The organism is Streptomyces sp. NPDC051569 (assembly GCF_044454085.1).
Classification (GTDB): Bacteria; Actinomycetota; Actinomycetes; order Streptomycetales; family Streptomycetaceae; genus Streptomyces.
Map to the genome: position 1 here is coordinate 111,248 of NZ_JBITDJ010000018.1, position 19,043 is coordinate 130,290.

Genomic DNA, 19,043 nt, shown 5'->3' on the forward strand with positions numbered 1-19,043 from the left:
CTGACATGGCCCGCATCAGTGTCGACATCGACGGGGAATTCCTCGAAGACATCCGTGCGGCGTTCGGCGCCGAGACGGACGAGGCGGCGGTCCTGGCCGCAGTCGTGGACGCGGCGAAGCGTCTGCGTCGGCAGGAGTTCAGCGACGCCATCAAGACCGGGGAGATCGACCTTATGTACGACGTCCGCAACGACCCCAGGCAGGAGTCGTCGGCGGCATGAACGAGCGATACCTGATCGACAAATCCGCGTTCGCCCGCCGGACGCCCACCCGCCGGGCACCTGCCGGACGCTCATCGCCGGACGCCGCCGGACGACAATCCCGGGGGCCGCGCGCCACCGCCCTGTCAGGTGACGGCGGCCTGTGACGCGCCCCACGTTCCGCGTGGCCTTCATGATCGGGGGCATGCATCCTCACCGAGCGGCCGTGCCCGCCTCTCGCTGATCATCCCGTGAGCTGGACATCTCATGATCTGATATAGCCGGGGCGAAATGCGACCGCTCGGTAAACTGAGCCGACAGCAGTAATGGATTGAGCGAGGAGCGCACGTGGGCCTTGTCGTGCAGAAGTACGGAGGCTCCTCCGTAGCCGATGCCGAGGGCATCAAGCGGGTCGCCAAGCGAATCGTCGACGCCAAGAAGAACGGCCACCAGGTGGTCGTCGTGGTTTCCGCGATGGGTGACACGACGGACGAGTTGATCGATCTCGCCGAGCAGGTATCGCCGATCCCTGCCGGGCGTGAGTTCGACATGCTGCTGACCGCCGGAGAGCGGATCTCCATGGCGCTGCTGGCGATGGCGATCAAAAACCTGGGCCACGAGGCCCAGTCGTTCACCGGCAGCCAGGCCGGTGTCATCACCGACTCGGTCCACAACAAAGCGCGCATCATCGATGTCACGCCGGGCCGCATCCGCACGGCGCTGGACGAGGGCAACATCGCCATCGTCGCCGGGTTCCAGGGGGTGTCCCAGGACAAGAAGGACATCACCACCCTGGGGCGGGGCGGGTCCGACACCACCGCCGTCGCGCTCGCGGCCGCGCTGGACGCCGAGGTGTGCGAGATCTACACCGACGTGGACGGCGTCTTCACCGCCGACCCCCGGGTCGTGTCGAAGGCCCGGAAGATCGAGTGGATCTCCATCGAGGACATGCTGGAGCTCGCCAGCTCCGGTTCCAAGGTGCTGCTGCACCGGTGCGTGGAGTACGCACGCCGTTACAACATCCCGATCCACGTCCGGTCGTCCTTCTCGGGACTGCCCGGCACCTGGGTCAGCAACGAACCGCGAGGGGACCGCAAGGTGGAGCAGGCCATCATCTCCGGTGTCGCCCATGACACCTCCGAGGCGAAGATCACGGTTGTCGGTGTCCCCGACCGGCCGGGTGAGGCCGCCACGATCTTCCGTGCGATCGCGGACAACGAGATCAACATCGACATGGTGGTGCAGAACGTCTCCGCCGCGTCCACCGGTCTGACCGACATCTCCTTCACGCTGCCGAAGACCGAGGGCCGCAAGGCGATCGACGCGCTGGAGAAGACGAAGTCGACGATCGGCTTCGAGTCGCTCCGCTACGACGACCAGATCGCCAAGATCTCGCTGGTCGGCGCCGGCATGAAGACCAACCCGGGCGTCACGGCGGGCTTCTTCGAAGCGCTGTCCGACGCGGGTGTGAACATCGAGCTGATCTCGACCAGTGAGATCCGCATCTCGGTCGTCACCCGTGCTGACGAGGTCAGCGAGGCCGTGCGCGCCGTGCACACCGCCTTCGGTCTCGACAGCGACACCGACGAGGCCGTCGTTTACGGGGGCACCGGGCGATGACCCGGAAGCCGACGCTCGCGGTCGTGGGTGCGACCGGTGCCGTCGGCGCCGTCATGCTCCAGATCCTGTCGCAGCACGCCGACATCTGGGGCGAGATCCGGCTGATCGCCTCGCCGCGTACGGACGGCCGCAAGCTGTCCGTACGCGGCGAGGCGACCGAGGTGGTCGGGCTCTCCGAGGAAGCGCTCGAAGGCGTGGACGTCGCGGTGTTCCTCGTGCCGGACGAGGTGTCCGCGAGATGGGCGCCCATCGCCGCCGCCAAGGGCGCGGTCGTCGTGGACAATTCGGCGGCCTTCCGGATGGACCCGGACGTACCGATGGTCGTTCCCGAGGTCAATCCGCACGCCGTACGGTCCCGTCCGCGCGGGATCATCGCGAGTCCGGGCTGCGCCACGCTGACGATGATCGTCGCGGTGGGCGCGCTGCACGCCGAATTCGGCGCCCGGGAGCTGGTGGTCTCCTCGTACCAGGCGGTCAGCTCCGCCGGCCAGGACGGCATCGGCGCGCTGCGCGATCAGCTCTCCGCCGTCGCCGGTACGGAACTGGGCACGCACCCGGGCGATGTACGCCGCGCGGTGGGCGACACCACCGGCCCCTTCGCCGCGCCGCTGGCGCTGAACGTGGTGCCCTGGTCCGGCGCGCTCCAGGAGGGCGGCTGGTCCTCGGAGGAGATGGCGATCCGCGAGGAGACCCGGAAGGTCCTCGACCTGCCCGGGCTGCGGGTGGCGGCCACCTGCGTCCACGTCCCCGTGATCACCACGCACTCGATGTCCGTGCACGCGCGCTTCGAGCACGAGATCACCGTCGACCGGGCGCACGAGATCCTGGCGACCTCGCCGGGCGTGGTGCTGTTCGACAATCCGGGGGTGGGCGATTTCCCCACGCCCGCCGATGTGGTGGGGACCGACCCGACGTGGGTGGGGCGTGTACGGCGGTCGCTGGACGACCCCAGGGCGCTGGAGCTGTTCGTCTGCGGCGACAACCTCCGTAAGGGCGCGGCGCTGAACGTGGCGCAGATCGCCGAGGCCGTCGCGGCGGAGCTGTTGAAGGCTTAAGTCCGTTAGGTCCGTTGCGCCTCGTACGCCCTTGAGATCCCCGTACGCCCAACTCCTCTTTCCGGTGCGCCGGTCGGCCGAAAAGCGCAAGCAGTCGAACCTTAATTTTTTGTAGCATCTGTGAACGCCCTGTGACCAAGTCGAAGGTCTCTACCACTTGAACTGGGGCGTTGCCATGTTCGACGATGCGAGTCGGTTTTTCCATATGAGGACCGCAACCGCCGGCTGGCCGTGACGCGTCTACGCGGTCGCCCCCGTGCGGTGCCGCGAAATTGGGGCATTGGGGGGAGATCCGGTACGCATGAGGCTCATTGGTGCAGCGTCACATGGGGCGGCGGGGACGTACAACCCTGATGGGGGGAAGCGTGTCCAACAGGCGTGGCAGAGGTTCTCGACATCACAGCGATGGTCGCCGTTCGCGGCGCGACCGTGCGTCCGCTCCGGCGGCCCCGCACGTCTGGCGGCATGCCGGTGATCGCTCCCATGCCCGCCGCGCGTCCCACCCGCATACCCTCCCAGCGGCAGAGCGCTGACGAGGCGATGGCAGCGGGTACGACCGTCGATCACCTCACCGAGACCTACCGCGCCCACTACCGGTCGCTGTTGGGTCTCGCCGCCCTGCTGCTGGACGACACGGCCTCCTGCGAGGACGTGGTCCAGGAAGCGTTCATACGCGTTCATTCCGCGCGAAACCGGGTACGCGAGCCCGAGAAGACGCTCGCGTACCTGCGGCAGACCGTCGTGAACCTGTCCAGGTCCGCGCTCCGCCGCCGCATTCTCGGGCTCAAGCTTCTGTCGAAGCCGATGCCCGACATGGCGAGCGCGGAGGAGGGTGCTTACGACCTGCTGGAGCGGGACGATCTGATCAAGGCGATGCGCGGGTTGCAGCGCCGTCAGCGCGAGGTCCTGGTCCTGCGGTACTTCGCGGACATGACCGAGGCGCAGGTCGCCGAGACCCTGGGCGTGTCCCTGGGATCGGTGAAGGCGTACGGCTCCCGTGGCATAGCGGCGCTGCGCGTCGTCATGAAGGCCAACGCATGAGTGGGCGTACGTACCGGCGCGGATTCGGCCGTGGCACAGGCCGCGAAGAGAGCCGAGAGAACGAGCAGGACGGGCCGGACGCGCTCCTGAACGACCTGACTGGAAACGGAATTGTGAACAACGGGCCGGATGACGACCTGGGTGGCCTCGGCGCTGCGGGTGCCGACAACGGAATTGAAAGCGCTGACGGAAGCGCCGACAGCAGCGCGAGCGAAAGCGCGGGCGGAAGCGGGACGGGTACGGAAGGTGGCCCGGGCACCTCGGGCGACGCGGGCGGCCCGGACGGCGGCCTGAGCGGGGAACCCGGCAGGGGCCCCGGCAGAGACTTCGGCCGCGCCTTCGGCCGTGGCTCTGAACGCGCCCTCGGCAGTGAGCTGGACGAGGACGAACTGGCCCTGCGGCGTCTGATGCACAGCGCGGTGGAGGATCTGGAGCCGTCCGACGGCGTCCTCGACCACCTGCGCAAAGCGGTCCCGACCCGGCGAGCCAGGAAGCGTCAGGCCGTCGTCGGTATGGCGGCCGCGGCGATCCTGTTCGGCACGGCGGTCCCCGCCTTCGTCCATGTCGCGGGCTCCGGCGGCGCCGGCGGCGATCACTCCGTCAACGCCGGCCACGGCGAGCAGGCGCAGGGCGGCGCCGGCACCGGCAAGAGCTCCGGCGGCAGCGGGGCGATGGGCAGGGACGGTTTCCCCTCCGGCGCGGCTTCCGCCGGCGAGAACGAACCCGGCCGGCCGGGCGCCCCGGAGGCCGACGCCTCCGGTTCCACCGACGGGGCCACCGGCAGCGCCTCCCACCCGGCGGGCGGCAGCTCCGTCGCCTCCTCACCCACCTGCGGCGCGAGCCAGCTCGGGGTCACCACCGCCGAGGCGGGCGCACCGGACTCCACGGGCAAGGTGTACGGGATCTTCCGCGTCGCCAACGTCTCGGGCGCCGAGTGCGCCGTCACCGGCCGGGGCTCGATCAGCTTCCTCGCGGGCGGCGCGGCCGACCCGAGCAGGATCAACGTCGTGGAGCACACCTCGGGTGACGCGGCGATCGGGCTGCCCGACCCGTCCCAGGAGTCGGCGGCGCTGGTGCTGGCGCCGAACGGCGCGTACGAGGTGAGATTCGCCTGGGTCCCGGCGGACTCCTGCCCGACCACGGGTGCCACACCCGACCCCACGCCCCCGGCGGAGGGCTCGACGGGCACGACCGGCGGCACCGGTGAGAGCGGCGCGGCCAGTTCCGGGACCGGCTCGGAGTCCGCGAACGCGGAGACCAAGCTGCGAACGGAAGCCAGCGGGGTGGACGGCAACGTCTCGGTGTCCCTCACGGCGGAGGCCGGCGCGCCGAGCGCACAGGCGACGATCCCCAACGCCTGCGTGGGCACGATCTACCGGACGGGCGTCCTGAGCGCTTCCTAGTGCCGTGACCGGTACTGGGTGCCGTGACCGGTACTGGGCTTCCTGGGCTTCCTGGGCTTCCTGGGCTTCCTGGGGGAGTGCCCTCCGCCCACCCGGGCGGGGCGCTCGCCCCCGGGCCGCCTGGCGGCTCTCAGGCGGCCGTCTCCAGCCCCAGCGCCCGGTCCTTGACCGCCTCGGCCTCGCGGCGGAAGAGCCGGAACCACATGAAGACGACGAAGCCGGCGAAGACGAACCACTCGCCGGTGTAGCCCAGGTTCTGGAACGCCTTGAGGTCGAGTCCGGTGTTCTGCGGCGCGGCCGGGGGCACGGCCCGCAGGCCGTCCGACGCCCGGCTGACGGTGACCCAGGCGTCGTACACGTCGTACGGCACGAGATTGACCAGCGAGGCGGCGCTGATCATGCCGAGCTGCCCCTGCGGCAGTCCGCCGCCCGTACGCACCCCGCCGCTCCCGGGCGACTCGGACGCCTGGAGCGCCCCGGTCACGGTGACCTCGCCGGCCGGCGGCGCGGGTGCCTCACCGCCCGGGGCGAGCCAGCCGCGTACGACGGGCAGTGCCCTGCCCGTGTCGGTACGCAGCATGGTCAGCACGTACGAACCGTTCTTGCCGTCCAGCTCCCGGTCGGGCACCAGGAACTGGTCGCCGTATCGCCCGGTCGCGGTCGTCTGACGCCCGGACGTCTTCTGGTCGACGGGGAGCAGGGTCGCCAGCGGCGCCGCCGCCCGCCCGGCCGGGTCCGGCTGTTCCTCAGCGGCCCGGTGCGAGTCGACACGGTCCTCGAAGCGGCCGAGCTGCCAGGTCCCCATGAAGACGCAGAAGGGGATCGCCAGCACGACGAAGACATTGATCCCCCACCAGCGGGGAGTCACCAGGAACCGGTACACGCCCCCACGGTACGGAACGTCCTCCCCCGGCCGGGACCCGGGACCCGGATGAGGGAGCGAGTACCGCCATCCGGGGCACGGGTGCGAGGCGTTCTCCGCGACATGCGAGAACAGAGCCGGGCCCATCCGGGCAGCGCCGAGGCGGCGGGGCCCGAGGCGGCGGGGCCCGGCGAGGCCCGCCGCCCCTGTGCCTCACCCCTGTGCCTCACCCCTGTGCCTCACCCCTGTGCCCCCGTCCGGGCCCCGCCATCCAGCCCCGCCCCCGTGCCCCGCCGTCCGGCCCCCCGTCCGGCCCGCCGTCCGGCCCCCCGTCCGGCCCGCCGTCCGGCCCCCCGTCCGGACCCCGCCCCTCCGATCCCCGTTACCCGAGGTGCTTCGCCGCGAAGTCCAGCTCCAGCCGGACCTGCTTGATGCGTTCCTCCACCACCAGCGAGCCGTGGCCCGCGTCGTACCGGTACACCTCGTGGACCGCACCGCGCGCCGCCAGGCGGTCCACGTAGTTCTCCACCTGGCGGATGGGGCAGCGCGGATCGTTGACCCCCGCCGAGATGTAGACCGGCGCGCGGACCTTGTCCACGTACGTCAGCGGGGACGACGCCTCGAAGCGCTCCGGCACCTCCTCCGGCGTGCCGCCCAGCAGGGTGCGGTCCATCGCCTTGAGGGCCTCCATCTCGTCGTCGTACGCCGCCACGTAGTCGGCGACCGGAACCGCCGCGAGGCCCACGGCCCAGGCTTCCGGCTGGGTGCCGAGGCCGAGCAGGGTCAGATAGCCGCCCCACGATCCGCCCGCCAGGACCAGCTTCGCGGGGTCGGCCAGGCCGGAGGCCACCGCCCACTCGCGGACCGCCGCGATGTCCTCCAGCTCGATCAGCCCGACCCGGTGCTTGAGCGCGTCCGTCCACTCCCGCCCGTAACCGGTCGACCCCCGGTAGTTGACCCGTACCACCGCGTATCCGTGGTCGACCCACGCGGCCGGTCCCGCCGCGAACGCGTCGCTGTCGTGCCACGTCGGCCCGCCGTGGATCTCGAAGACCGTCGGGAAGGGGCCCTCGCCCGCCGGCCGCTGCACCAGCGCGTGGACCCGGCCGCCAGGGCTCTCCACCCACGCGTCCTCCACCGGCACCGAGGCGGGCGCCGCCATCCCCGGCGGGTCGAGCACGACCCCGCCGTCCGTCGAACGGACCTCCGGCGGGCGCGCCGCCGAGGACCACAGGTACTCCACGCTGCCGTCAGGACGGGCGGTCGCCCCTGACACCGAGCCGGGCGGGGTGTCCACCTGGATGAGCGCGCTCCTGGAGAAGTCGTACCGCCACAGCTCGCCCCGGGCCTCGAAGCTGTGCGCGACGAGCAGCCCGGCGCCGTCCGGGTACCACTCGGCGTTGACGTCCCCGGGCAGCTCGATCGCGAGGTCGGTCTCCTCGCCGGTCAGCGGGTCCCAGATGACCGGCTCCCAGCGGCCACGCCGCTGATGGGCGACGAGCAGCCGGTTGTCCCCGTCCACCGGCGCGAAGCCCAGCACCTCCAGGCCCAGCTCGCGCGTGCCGCCCCGGGTGTCGTCCAGCTCCGCCACCACCGAGCCGTCCAGCCGCAGCACCCGTACGGCGGAGTGCATCGCGTCCCCGTGCTCGGTGTGCTCGATCGCGAGGAGGGCCCCGTCGTACGACAGATCCGCCACTCCGGCCGACTCCCGGTGCCGGTAGATCTCCACGGGCGCCTGACCGGGCCGTACGACATGCAGTGTCGAGCCGTCCTCGTCGGTCGACCGTCCGACGACCGCCGTACCGTCCCGCCCGAGCGCGAGCCCGGCCGGATAGGAGGGGTCGAGCCCGGGCGTCGCGGGCTCGTCGCCGGGGCCGTCCGCCCCGGGGTGGAAGGGCTGCCGCATCCAGATCCCGAACTCGTCCCCGTCCGAATCCGAGAACCACCAGATCCACTCGCCGTCGAGCGAGAGCACGCCGTCCGTCGTCCCGTTCGGCCGGTCGGTCGCCTGCCGCTGCTCGCCGGTCGAGCGGTCCCACGCGTACAGCTCGTACGTCCCTGTCGCGTTCGATACGAACAGCGCCCGCTCGGGCGCGTCCTCCGCCCAGTCCGGCAGCGAAACCCGTGGCGCCCGGAAGCGCCTCTCCCACTCCGGCATCGAATCCGGCGTCGAACCGGTGATCTCAGTCATGACCCCATTCTGCTCCCGGGCCCTGACATTCCGTCCGTGGTCCCCCCGGCCTGTGGATAACCCGGGAAACAGGGGCGTTCTCGCGCAGCGAAACCGGTACGGGCAAATGCTCTCATTGAGAGTGTTTCCAGGTTCACATACCCGGGCAAGGCGATATACAAGGACGAATAAGGTATTGGATCTTATTTTCACAGCTTGCAGTGGCACTGCATCCGAGGTACAGACGATGGCCGCTTCCTCCACGTTTCAGACTGAAGGCACGCGTATGTACGACGAACTCCTCGCGGTGCACACGATCATGCGCCGGGGGACCGCGCTCGTCTCGGCCTCGTTCGAACGTCTCGCCCGTGGCGAGTCCGTCGACGTCAGGGCCCTGGTCGGAGCGACCCGCTGGCTGATCGAGTTCGTCCACCACCACCACGAGAGCGAGGAGGCGCTGTTCTGGCCCGTACTGCGTGACCTCTTCCCCGCGGCGGTCGCCGAGCTGGACCGGCTGACGGTCGAGCACCAGGCGCTCGACGTGGAGCTGCACGCCCTGACCAGGGCGGTCGACGCGCTCGCCGCGCCGGCGGAGGGTGTGGGGGAGCACGCGAGGGCCTTGGCGGTCGTCGGTCACGCGGCCCTGTCCGGGCTGCCGTCCGTGCACAAGGTCCAGGCCATCCTGATCGGCCACCTCGACGAGGAGGAACCCGTCCTGCGGGAACTGATCCCCGAGGTCCCGGACCACGAGATCGTGCGACTGCGGAACGCGATCATCCACAGCGCGCCGCGCACGAGCCCGCATCTGATGTTCGGACTGATGCAGGACCCGGAGCCGGTTCCCGGATACACGTCCATGGTGAACGATTTCCCGCCGCCGGTGCGGTGGCTGCGCCCGGTGCTGCTGGCCCGCTACCGCTCCACCAAGAAGGCGCTCCTCGCGCCGTACGCCTAGCCAGGGCCCCAGGGGGCGGCCGTCGACGACTCCGATGTGATGACCGTGGTGCGGCTGACGGCCGGTCAGTCGGCCGGCCGCGCTGCGCTCGTCCCGGCGCGGGCCGGTTATCAGCCGTAGGAGAGGTTGGAACAGAGATCGTCGTCCGCCGAACGGGCGCCCTCGGCCACCTGCGACGGTACGCCGGTCGGCGCCGCCGCCGAGGGAGCGGGCGGCGGATCGTTCGCGTACGACATCCCCACGATGACGTTGATGCCCGGCGCGGGTACGGACTGGAGCAGCGCGCCCGGGAAGAAACGGGCGAGCGTCCTCGCGTGCTCCTCCTGGCCGGGGCCGTACTCGATCACCGAGGCGCCGTAGCCCTGAGCGCTCGCGGTCCAGGTGCCCGTCACCGTGAAGTCGTGGTCCGCGAGAGTGCCGGCCACCCGGGCGGCCAGCCCGGTGACCCTGGTGCCGTTGTAGACGCCGACGGAGATGCCCGCACCGGACACCGGCACGCTCGGGCTCGGGCTCGGGTTCGGGGCGGGGGAGGCAGCGGCGGCCTCCTCGCCACTCGCGTCCAGGCCGTCGATCGTACGATCGGCCCGCAGCGCCGCCCAGAGCGCGTCCGCGTCCGGCTCGACGATCGCGACGCGCGACCCCTCGTAACGCCACGGGACGGTGACGAACTTCGTGTTGTGCAGATCGATGTCCTTCAGCGACATCGCGAAGCCCAGCAGCTTGTCCGCGGAACCGAGCCCCGGATCGACGGTCATGGACCGCGTGGCGGCGTCCGCGAGCGGCAGCAGCTTGGTCGGGGTGAGGCCCTCGCTCTTCACCTTCTTGATCAGACTGGCGACGAAGGCCTGCTGCCGCTTGATCCGGCCGATGTCGGAACCGTCCCCGATGCCGTGCCTGATCCGTAGGAACAGGCCGTACCTTCGGGGCTGCTGCTACTGCCCAGCCGACGCTGGTGGCAGCGCTCCGACACCGAAGCTGACGATAAGGCCCGCATCGCTGTCAGCGGCCAGGAGAATCGGTACGTCACCGACTCCGTCGAGGCGCTCAGCGCCCTGATCGTCGCTATCAAGGCCGGCAAGGCCGACCACCTGCTCCAGTCACGGGGAGTGGCGGTCGATACTCAGGGAATGACGGTCGGCGGCGGGAGAAGGGCGATTTCACGGTCGAAGAAGTCGGCGTACTTCTCTCCCTGTGCATAGAGCTCGTCGAAGCCCGCCGAGGTCTCCGCGATCAGCTCCGGGTCGGTGTAGTGGTTGGCACCGGCGGCGTTGCCGTCACTGTCGTACCGCACCTCGAACATCGCCGCGTCACCGAGGATCACCACCTCGGGGGCCGGATGGTGCTTCTCGATGTCCGCGATCGTCCTGGCGTCGAGCAGGTGGATCCGGTCGCCTACTTCGACCCGCAGGCGAAGCACGTGTAACTCCCACTGGACATAAGGCGTTACGGGAAATTCCACTACGCGGAGCCGACGTTGCAGCACTCCGAGGCGGTCTACTTCCTTGACCTGCTGGACGTAGGCGTCACGCCTTTCCTCAATGAGTGAGAGCGCCTCGTCCCAATGCCCGGCCGCGAAGGCCTCCCAGCTTGCGAAGCCGCGCTCCTTGAAGTTCTGCCCACGCTCCAGCTTGTTGAGGTGCCCAATTCCGCTCTTGAGGGTGCGGTAGTACTCCTCGTGATATCGCGGGCGGTCGAGACGCGTCGAGATTCCCTGAGGAAATGAATCAAACACTGGGAATATCCGGCTTCGCCGCGATGAGCATGCTCCGGGGAATCACCACGAGGCGCTCATCGGGACCGATCGACACTCCGGTGGGCAGCTTCGCGCCGAGGGAGGTCGACAAGTCCCTCCCGATGACGGCGACATCGCCGTTGCCCAACTCCCACATGTCGGGGCAGTCGGGGGTGTCCGAGGTGACTCCCAGTTCCTGCGGCGATTTACCGATCCGCCGCAGGAACGTCGTCTCCGGATCCGCTTCCCATGACCTTGCCACAGCAACCTCACTCTGTTCGGGGTCCGAACGAAGCGACACTAGCAGCGTGTGCGACCACGACGAGTGGATTTCGCACGGGCTTCGAAAGGAACAGGCCACCTGACGCCTGTCGGCGTGCCAAACGGAATCCGCTCCTCATGAGCAGAGTTCGTGTCACGGAATCGCGCTGTCGACGCTGGTGTGCTCTGTACGTAAAGTTGTCGCTGAGCCAACTGGTTCGGGGGGAGCGCCATGGATCCGGAGATCACTTCACTCGCTCAGAGCGGCGGAGCCACACTGGTCGCCTTGATGGCGACCGACGCCTGGCAGGCGGCCCGCGAGAGGTTGGTCCATCTGTGGCGACGCACGCAACCGCATCGGGCTGAGTCGGTCGCCGCCGAGCTGGACGCGGGGCAGGCGGAGGTACTGGCGGCCAGCCTGGCCGACGACCAAGAGGTACTGAGCGAGGTGCGCGCCGAATGGCAAGCCAGGTTGCGGCGGTTGCTCGTCGCGCGGCCCGACGCCGCTGCTGAGCTGCGCCGACTGCTGGACGAGATCACTCCGCCGATATCGACGGCAGACCCCGCCATCACACAACGTGCCTCCGCCTCCGGGCACGCCAGGGTCTATCAGGCCGGGCGAGACCAGCACATCACCGAACGATGAGCGGCGCCATGGACGGCCGCGCCCATCAAAACGGCCGCGTGTACCAGACAACGGGCGACCAGCACATCACCGAACACCACCATTACGCGAGCGGCGGGCGAGCCACCGTGGGCGGACCCGACTCCGTCCGTCGTCCGGGAGTCGGCCATACGCCCCTGACCCTGCGCGACCGCAGCGACGTGCTGGCGCGCTTGCGGGAAGGTCTCACGTCGGGCCGAGGCGCTGAGGCGTACGTCCTGCACGGCATGGGCGGCTGCGGGAAGACCGCCGTCGCGCAGGCGTTCTTCGACATCGCCACCGTGGAGTACCGCCGGGTGGGCCTGTGGGTCAATGCCGCCGACCGGGCCGGGCTCCGGGCCGGCATGCTCGCAGCCGCCGCCGACCGAGGTGCCCGTGACGGCGAACTGCTGGCCGCCCACCAGGGACACCGCCCCGCAGCGGATCTCGTATGGCACTACCTGAACGAATCACCCGAGCCCTGGTTTCTGGTACTCGACAATGCCGACGACCCGGCGATCCTCCGCGACGGCAGCTGGCTGCGCGGTAGTCCACGCGGCACTGTCCTGGTCACCACCCGCCGGGCGGCCGCCCGTTGGTGGCCCGGAGCGGAGTTGCAGCACATCGGCGTACTTCCGCGTGAGGACGCCGCGCGCGTGCTGTGCGACCTCGCCCCCCACAGTGGCACGCTGGTGCAGGCGGCGGAGATCGCGGACCGACTGGGACGCCTGCCCCTGGCGCTCACTCTCGCGGGCGGTTTCCTGGCACACCAAGTCATCGCCCCCTGGACAATGGACCACTACGGACGGCGGCTCGAAGAGGGCGAAGCGGTGGAACTCATCGACCAGGGAGCGGATGTCTTGACCGAAGAGGACCCTCGGCATCTGGTCGGCCGAACCTGGCAGTTGACACTTGATTCGTTCGAGGAGCGCGGACTGCCACAGGCGGTGGCGCTCTTGAGGCTGCTCGCCCGGCTGGCACCCGAGCCGTTACCCCTGTCCGTGCTGAACCGTCCGGAGATCGGCGCGGTACTCCCTCCCGCCCGCACCGAGACCGCGCTCACCGCTCTGCTCGACCACTCGCTGACCCAACTGGTCGACCTCGGTGACCTGCGATGTGCGCACAGCCACGGGGTGCTCCTCGACACTGTCGCCGCCGCCACACCTCCGGCGGACCTTGTCGTGCTCAACGCGACCGCCGTCCGGTTGCTGGACGCGGCTGTGCCGGAGGTGCCGGCCGCCGGACCGTACGACCCGCGGCTACGCCTGCTGGCGCCACATGCCCTGGGTCTGATGCGCAGGACAGCCGAGCCTTCCGGCGCTGCGGATGTGCTCCGCGTCGCCACGCGCCTGGCCACGGCTCTGCACCGTACCGGGGACTACCTGTCCGCCTGGGAGACCGCCAGTGCGGCGGCGGCCCTCGCGGCACGAACGCTCGGCGATGAACACCGGCTGCTACTCGCCGCGTATGCCAGGACCGGGCATTCGCTCTTCCGACTGGGAAGGTACGAGGAAGCGGAGCCGTTGCTCCGCCGCGTCCGTTCCACACAGGTGAGGCTGTTCGGTGCCGACGACCCGGACACCCTGGACAGCGGTCAGGCGCTGCAACTTGTACTCGGCAACCACGGCAAACGTGAGGAAGCCGTCACGCTCCTCCGATCAGTGGTGGCGGGCCGCCGGGATGTCCTCGGGCCCTGGCACCCGGCGACCCTCCGGTCACGGGTCAGCCTGCTGGCGATGCTCACCGCAAGGGAGATCGCGGCCGAGGCCGACGACACGCTCCTATCCCTGCCGCAAACCTGCGCCCAGCACCTTGGGCCGGACCACGCGGTCACATTGAGCGCCCGGCACAACCACGCCCGCGTCCAGTTCGTACGCGGCCACTACCAGTCGGCCGACGACGAGATCCGCCAGGTTGTCGAGGATTATCAACGGGTGTTGGGTCCCGGTTACCCAACAGTCCTCGCGGCTCGGCAGTTACACGCCCAGACACAGGCGGCGCTCGGACTGGCGGATGCCGCAGTCGCGCTGATGGCCGAGGTTGTCACAGGACGTGAGCGCAGCCTTGGCGCCGAGCACCACTTCACCGTGGTCAGCCGGGACTTGCAGGAGGAGCTCAGGTCAGGGCGATGGCGGCCGCCCGAGCCGCCGGTATGACGGCGAACGGTCGCACGATGGGGTCCACACCGCAGTCAGAGGCTTCCGGCGGGGGCACAGCTTCGCGGAGATGTCCTGACACCAGTGGATTGGTGATAAAACACAGCTCAGGCCCTTGATTCTTAGCGAATCAAGGGCCTGAGCACTGCCTAACGAAGTCGGGGTGGCGGGATTTGAACCCACGACCTCTTCGTCCCGAATGAGGGTCGGGCAAGATCGGCACCTGGTCGCCTTGCAAACCGTCAGGTCAGGGGCAAGTTTTGGGTTGGTGTGGCAAGGGCTCGGTCGGCCTGCGGAGGAAGATCATCTCCCAGAATTCTCCCAAGTCCTGATGCTGTGACCGCCTCGCGAAGCGGCGCTACTCCCGCCGGCCGCTTCGCAGAGGCGAGTTTGCACGCTGCTTAGAGGGACTCGGGTACTCCTGCAGGGTGGCATCGACGGGCTTTGCGTCCTGACCCACACGGGCAGGGCGTGTTCTTGCCAACGCTGCGGCCCGGCCCGACGGGCCTTTGCTTGGGAATCGTGCGCCCAGACACCCGTTGCTTCCCGAGGTCTCGCCACAGCGACAGCGCAGCAGGCACATCATTGCCCTTGTCTAGGAGCCATTGTGCTGCTGCTTTGCCGGATGCGTCAGGGAAGGTCGCTGCGGCTTCAGTAAGCCCGCCGCGTTCCAGGAACTGCCGAGCGATAAGCCCGTACGAGTCGCGTTCGTCGAAGCGCCGCATTCCCTGGACCCGAAAGATGTCGGGCGCGAAGCCGGCGCCGATCATGACGGCGGCGCCAGCTACCACCACGCCTGGGTCACCGGTCGGCTCGTCCGGGGTGCTCATCGCGTTGAACCGGTCGATGAGCACCTTCTCTGCGGCCGGGATTTCGATGCGCAGTTCTGCCGCCAGGAGATCTTCGTACCGCTCCTTGACCTCTTCGGGGCCACTGTAGGCGAAGGAGTCGATCACCTTGTCGTGGAGAAAGTGCAGGACGAAGAGATCGTCCTGGAGCGAGGAACGGAACGCCTCGACCGACTTGGTGCGGCTGTATCCGACAACCTGAACGGTTTCCTCGCGACGCGTACCGCGGCGCTTGTCATCCCCGAGACGTGCGCCTTGCGACGACAGGAATGGGCACACCTGCGCAGAGTAGACAGCGCAGATCTCGTGTACGGGTGCCTCTGCGAGCCCAACTTCTTCGGGAAGGGGCGTGTCGCCGAAGTGGGGGAGGACTTGCCATCGTGCTTCGTCTCCGAAGGGAAGCCCGCAGACAGCACACCAGTCGAACGTGGCCAGTACGAGCTTTCGCCGTTCATCGATCGCTCCGAAGTTTGCCCCCTCTGTATCACGCCCAACCGTTGCGATCACGGGGTAACCCCTGGACTCGCGTTCGAGGTGGCCTAGACGTTGCGGTGGTATTACCTCTTGCGGCCTCAAGGCCACCTCCAAGCGTCGTACGGTCGAACCAGATTAGCGGTGAGGAGCAGGTCACCTACCAAAAACCGGTCAGGCCGGATGGCAGGTCTTCCATCATTCTCGGCCTCTTAGCCTCGATCGTTCATGAGTCCTCGTCGGTTCGCTGACGGGGGCTCTGTGCTTGCGAGGTACGGATTCTTTGGGGCTGGGGCAGGTTGGTGGCCCGGCTGTCGCGTCGGGTGGGCGCCGGGTTCCACAGTTCCGGGATGCTGCTGGTTCGTCGGGGCGGTCGGAGTTGCTGGTCAGCCGGGTTTCGGCAGGGCTGTGAGTCGTTCGATCGCGTGGGTGATGATGTCTGTCCAGGGCCGTCGGGCGGTGAAGCGGAGCCAGCGGTGGCGGCCGGTGGTGACCAGCTGGGCAGCAGCGGAGAACAGCCGCAGGCGGAGCTTCTTGGGTTCCCAGCGGCGGGTTTTGCTGGTCAGGGCGAGCATCGGCATCCAGGCGAGGAGGTCGAGTGCGAGGGAGACGATCTCCAGCCAGATCTGGTTCTGCGCGGTGTCGTGCAGAGGCAGGTTGCGCAGGCCGGTGTCGCGGGCGTTTCGGATCCGGTCCTCGCAGCGGGCCCGCCGGCGGTGACGTAGTTCCAGGTCGGCGAGCTGGCCGCCCTTGGTGTTGGTCGCGAAGCAGGTGAGCCGTAGTCCGTCGAGGTCGGTGAAGCGCAACTGTGCGCTGGGGTGCGGGCGTTCCTTGCGGACGATCAGTCGCATGTCCTTCGGCCAGGAGGAGAGGTCGGGCATGTTGGTGATCTCCGCGATCCAGGCGCCGGGTCGCTCGGTGCCGCTGGCGTCGTAGGCCGGTGTCCATGCGTTTTTCGGGATCTTCAGGACGGCTTGGTGGATGACCTCGGTGATGGTCATGCCGACGGAATACGACAGCCACTGGCCCCGGCGGGTGAGCCAGTTGAGGAAGGCGTGGGTGCCGCCTGCGGAGTCGGTACGGATCAGTGTCTGCCGGCCCCGCCGCAGGAGTTTGGGGAGTTGGGCCAGGGCGAGTTGGGTGGTGGTGATGTGATCGCTCGCGGTGTTGGAGCCTGCGTTGCCGGGCCGCAGCAGCGCGGCCACCGGCTCTCCGGAACCGTCCTGGCCGTGGTCGACGAACGCGACGAGCGGGTGGTGGCCGTAGGTCTTCTTCCAGGTCGCGGTGGCGTCCTGCTTCTCGGAGTGCGCAAGCACCAGCACGCCGTCGAGGTCCACGATCACCTGCCCGTCGGCGGCCGGACTGTTCACACCGGCCAACTCCCAGACTCTCGCCCGTATGTCGGCCCGCGCCGACCGGATCGCGGTGAGTGCCTTCGGGCCGGCCGCGGCGAGGGCGTCGATGAGCCGGGAGACCGTGGGGTCGGACGCCACCGGGCCGAATACTTCGGGCTCGGCCCGCAGGACGGCGACATCGGCCAGGCAGTCTCCGCCCAGAGCCGTCGCGAGCGCGACATCCAGCAGGACCTTGCCCGGGTCGTGCACCGCCCGCTGCTTGCGCCACGGCGCCATTGCCGCCGATATCGCGGTGTCCAGGCCGGATTTGCGGACCGTCTCGACCAGGAGCACCGACCCGGCCTGCGAGACCACCCGGCGGCCACCGCCCTCGACTCGGACACGCGGGTACAACCCGATACGCTTACTCACCTGGAGAGTGCTTCTTTCCTTGCAGCTGACAGGACCCTAGATAAGTCCCATCGTTGCAGGTCAGAAGCACTCTCCACTTATTTGATCAAGACCCGGACAGGCTCACTCGCGAAAGCGCGAGGTTAGTGTGAGTAAGCTGTGGAAGCCAGGTCCGGACTCCCGGTAGCACCGGGTGAACCAGCCGAGCGCACTAGTCTTCGCCGTCCGGAGGCGCGTCAGCAGCGTGCCCACCAGCGGAACTCCACTCGCTTCCACGCACGGTCCCGTGCGCCCGATGTTCGGAGTCCTCCGCATGTCTGCTCAGCCGACCATGGCCGCGCTCCGCGGCTTCCACTGCGAGCACACCCCTAGCAAGAGCCGCATCCTCGCTCTCGTCCACCACCGAGAGGGCCCTGCCTCACTGCAGGCCGTTCTCACTTGTCGGCACCCCGAACTCGCGCAGCAAGCAGTGGGCATCCTCCAACAGGCCATCGGTTCTTCCGCCGATGCTTGGAATCCCGAGCCGCTGGAGAGGCTGTCCGCCCAGCTGCCGGATGCTCCGGCTTCCTCCCTCCGCAGTGCCGCACGGCACGCTCTCGCGGGCGTCTGGCCCATGCCTGCCGGCAGCTTCCTGAAGTGGGAGCAGATCGCCGATGGCGACGACGACGTGGACGAGGGCAATGACGTCGACGCGGTCACGCGCGCCGTGCGCACCCCGAACGACGCACGGCTCGCTGATCTGGCTGGTCCGGTCATTCGGGTAGAGGTACTCCGAGAGTTCCACGTGCATGACCAGCAGGCCGTGTTGAAGGCAGCTAGGAGCGCAGGCTGGGAGCCCCAGCTAAACGACGACCTTGAGGGCGACGACCCTGAGGACGTCGTCGGGGCCGTCATGTGGCTTGGGGAGTCCGACAGCGAGATCGAGGGTGCGGACACGGTCACGGTTACCTCTCAGGGCCTGCGGCTGCGCACCGAGAACGGGCATGAGGTCGCCGACTGGAGCGAGAAAGCGGTGGTCGCCGACTTCGGCGCGGGCTGGCGGTACACAGCGGCTGTCCGCCGAGGTGAGCCGGCGCCGCCGTCGACCAGGAAGAAGCCCCCGGACTTCGCGGCGCTGTTCGAGCCGGAGGCGCTGCACTGCGACGATCCGGAGTGCGAAGACGAGCGGTGCCGGTGGCAACTCACCTCCCGAACCGCCGACATCCTCTATACGGAACTGTGCGTGCTCGCCGATCAGGCGTACGACGACAGTGAGGAACTTGGTGACAGGCCGGTGGTGCCAGACGAGCACGACGGCCAATGGGGAGTGTTCGCCTATCTCCCGAAGCTGACCTTCGCGGCCGACCTCCAGTGGCGCCGCCGGTTCGCCCGGGCCGCCGACGACCTCGCCGGTGACCTCGAACGCGGGCAGTGGCCGGAGCCCACCTGCACGGCCGAGGAACTTGCCCTTCACCTCGCCATCCGCGACGCGGGAGACCGCAGGGACGAAGGCGATGACGCTGGTGACCACGGGAGGCTGCCCACCCACCGGGACGACTACGACTTCGACATGTGCTCCGAAGTCTTCTTCCAGGACACCGACGTGCTGATGCTCTACAACTCTCGCTTCGACGGAATCGAGGACCCGGACGGCGAGACGAACCAGCACATGGCCATCGGCGATCTCCGTGTCGCTGCCTGGTTCGAAACGTTTCTGAACGTCCAGGCGCGAGATCCCCGCCGTGGATTCCGCCGCTGATTGTCAGGCAGCGTCCTAGTGGATCCTGACCGGGATACTTCAGGAAGTCAGGCTCTCGCCGCGGGCCGGGAGGAAGTCCATGGTGCCTCGGGTCTGCTGCAGCGGATCCACCCGGATGTGACCACAGCGTGCCCCTCTTCTCC

At 68.9% G+C, this 19,043-nt stretch carries 15 protein-coding genes and 1 pseudogene; 9 read left to right on the forward strand and 7 right to left on the reverse strand.

Annotation, left to right across the window (positions count from 1 at the left end; genetic code table 11):
- Positions 1–5: 5 nt before the first annotated feature.
- The 5 genes from ACIBAE_RS23315 (at position 6) to ACIBAE_RS23335 (ending at position 5,319) form a co-directional block, all read left to right on the forward strand.
- Entirely contained in the window at positions 6–221 is a 216-nt protein-coding gene (locus tag ACIBAE_RS23315; RefSeq protein WP_399288830.1) for a type II toxin-antitoxin system VapB family antitoxin, read from the forward strand.
- A gap of 327 nt (positions 222–548) precedes the next feature.
- Complete coding sequence (locus ACIBAE_RS23320; protein WP_399288833.1) at positions 549–1,820, forward strand: aspartate kinase; 1,272 nt, start codon at positions 549–551, stop codon at positions 1,818–1,820.
- The gene (locus ACIBAE_RS23325; RefSeq protein ID WP_399288836.1) at positions 1,817–2,875 is read left to right on the forward strand and encodes an aspartate-semialdehyde dehydrogenase; all 1,059 of its coding nucleotides are present in this window, start codon (positions 1,817–1,819) and stop codon (positions 2,873–2,875) included. Before ACIBAE_RS23320 ends, ACIBAE_RS23325 begins: the two co-directional genes overlap by 4 nt.
- A gap of 378 nt (positions 2,876–3,253) precedes the next feature.
- Positions 3,254–3,916, forward strand: a complete 663-nt coding sequence (locus tag ACIBAE_RS23330) for a SigE family RNA polymerase sigma factor (RefSeq protein WP_399288839.1) — start codon at positions 3,254–3,256, stop codon at positions 3,914–3,916.
- Positions 3,913–5,319, forward strand: a complete 1,407-nt coding sequence (locus tag ACIBAE_RS23335; protein WP_399288842.1) for a hypothetical protein — start codon at positions 3,913–3,915, stop codon at positions 5,317–5,319. Before ACIBAE_RS23330 ends, ACIBAE_RS23335 begins: the two co-directional genes overlap by 4 nt.
- 130 nt (positions 5,320–5,449) lie before the next feature.
- On the opposite strand, the gene ACIBAE_RS23340 is transcribed toward ACIBAE_RS23335, so the two are convergent.
- Together ACIBAE_RS23340 and ACIBAE_RS23345 are read right to left on the reverse strand one after the other, a co-directional pair.
- Complete coding sequence (locus tag ACIBAE_RS23340; protein ID WP_399288844.1) at positions 5,450–6,202, reverse strand: SURF1 family protein; 753 nt, start codon at positions 6,200–6,202, stop codon at positions 5,450–5,452.
- 361 nt (positions 6,203–6,563) lie between these two features.
- Entirely contained in the window at positions 6,564–8,372 is a 1,809-nt protein-coding gene (locus ACIBAE_RS23345) for a prolyl oligopeptidase family serine peptidase (protein ID WP_399288847.1), read from the reverse strand.
- A 265-nt stretch (positions 8,373–8,637) separates the two neighbouring features.
- Here ACIBAE_RS23345 and ACIBAE_RS23350 point away from each other — a divergent pair, with 265 nt between their 5' ends.
- Positions 8,638–9,306 (forward strand): hemerythrin domain-containing protein, encoded by a 669-nt coding sequence (locus tag ACIBAE_RS23350; RefSeq protein ID WP_399288849.1) that lies wholly within the window; start codon positions 8,638–8,640, stop codon positions 9,304–9,306.
- 110 nt (positions 9,307–9,416) lie between these two features.
- Here ACIBAE_RS23350 and ACIBAE_RS23355 read toward each other — a convergent pair.
- The 3 genes and pseudogenes from ACIBAE_RS23355 to ACIBAE_RS23365 all read right to left on the reverse strand — a co-directional run.
- A pseudogene (locus ACIBAE_RS23355) lies at positions 9,417–10,214 on the reverse strand (LCP family protein); the annotation flags it as partial.
- Between the two features lie 212 nt (positions 10,215–10,426).
- Entirely contained in the window at positions 10,427–11,038 is a 612-nt protein-coding gene (locus ACIBAE_RS23360) for a DUF6879 family protein (protein ID WP_399288852.1), read from the reverse strand.
- Positions 11,031–11,300 carry a hypothetical protein gene (locus tag ACIBAE_RS23365; protein ID WP_399288854.1) on the reverse strand — a complete coding sequence of 90 codons (270 nt, stop codon included), beginning with the start codon at positions 11,298–11,300 and terminating at the stop codon, positions 11,031–11,033. Before ACIBAE_RS23365 ends, ACIBAE_RS23360 begins: the two co-directional genes overlap by 8 nt.
- Positions 11,301–11,531: 231 nt before the next feature.
- On the opposite strand from ACIBAE_RS23365, the gene ACIBAE_RS23370 reads away from it, so the two are divergent.
- Both ACIBAE_RS23370 and ACIBAE_RS23375 read left to right on the forward strand, forming a co-directional pair.
- Complete coding sequence (locus tag ACIBAE_RS23370; protein WP_399288857.1) at positions 11,532–11,945, forward strand: hypothetical protein; 414 nt, start codon at positions 11,532–11,534, stop codon at positions 11,943–11,945.
- Complete coding sequence (locus tag ACIBAE_RS23375) at positions 11,942–14,098, forward strand: tetratricopeptide repeat protein (protein WP_399288859.1); 2,157 nt, start codon at positions 11,942–11,944, stop codon at positions 14,096–14,098. The genes ACIBAE_RS23370 and ACIBAE_RS23375 overlap by 4 nt, the downstream gene beginning before the upstream one ends.
- A gap of 401 nt (positions 14,099–14,499) precedes the next feature.
- Here ACIBAE_RS23375 and ACIBAE_RS23380 read toward each other — a convergent pair whose 3' ends face one another.
- Both ACIBAE_RS23380 and ACIBAE_RS23385 read right to left on the reverse strand, forming a co-directional pair.
- Positions 14,500–15,225, reverse strand: coding sequence for a YecA family protein (locus ACIBAE_RS23380; RefSeq protein WP_399288862.1), 726 nt, complete (start codon positions 15,223–15,225; stop codon positions 14,500–14,502).
- A gap of 578 nt (positions 15,226–15,803) precedes the next feature.
- Positions 15,804–17,183 carry an IS1380 family transposase gene (locus ACIBAE_RS23385; protein WP_399288865.1) on the reverse strand — a complete coding sequence of 460 codons (1,380 nt, stop codon included), beginning with the start codon at positions 17,181–17,183 and terminating at the stop codon, positions 15,804–15,806.
- A gap of 592 nt (positions 17,184–17,775) precedes the next feature.
- On the opposite strand from ACIBAE_RS23385, the gene ACIBAE_RS23390 reads away from it, so the two are divergent.
- On the forward strand, positions 17,776–18,900 hold the full coding sequence (locus tag ACIBAE_RS23390) for a hypothetical protein (RefSeq protein WP_399288868.1): 1,125 nt from the start codon (positions 17,776–17,778) through the stop codon (positions 18,898–18,900).
- The last annotated feature ends 143 nt before the right edge of the window (positions 18,901–19,043 follow it).

Coding starts and splice junctions, on each gene's coding strand:
- ACIBAE_RS23335 (WP_399288842.1), top strand. CDS start 3,913: ATGAGTGGGCGTACGTACCGGCGCGGATTCGGCCGTGGCACAGGCCGC.
- ACIBAE_RS23315 (WP_399288830.1), top strand. CDS start 6: ATGGCCCGCATCAGTGTCGACATCGACGGGGAATTCCTCGAAGACATC.
- ACIBAE_RS23325 (WP_399288836.1), top strand. CDS start 1,817: ATGACCCGGAAGCCGACGCTCGCGGTCGTGGGTGCGACCGGTGCCGTC.
- ACIBAE_RS23350 (WP_399288849.1), top strand. CDS start 8,638: ATGTACGACGAACTCCTCGCGGTGCACACGATCATGCGCCGGGGGACC.
- ACIBAE_RS23370 (WP_399288857.1), top strand. CDS start 11,532: ATGGATCCGGAGATCACTTCACTCGCTCAGAGCGGCGGAGCCACACTG.
- ACIBAE_RS23390 (WP_399288868.1), top strand. CDS start 17,776: ATGCCTGCCGGCAGCTTCCTGAAGTGGGAGCAGATCGCCGATGGCGAC.
- ACIBAE_RS23345 (WP_399288847.1), bottom strand. CDS start 8,372: ATGACTGAGATCACCGGTTCGACGCCGGATTCGATGCCGGAGTGGGAG.
- ACIBAE_RS23375 (WP_399288859.1), top strand. CDS start 11,942: ATGAGCGGCGCCATGGACGGCCGCGCCCATCAAAACGGCCGCGTGTAC.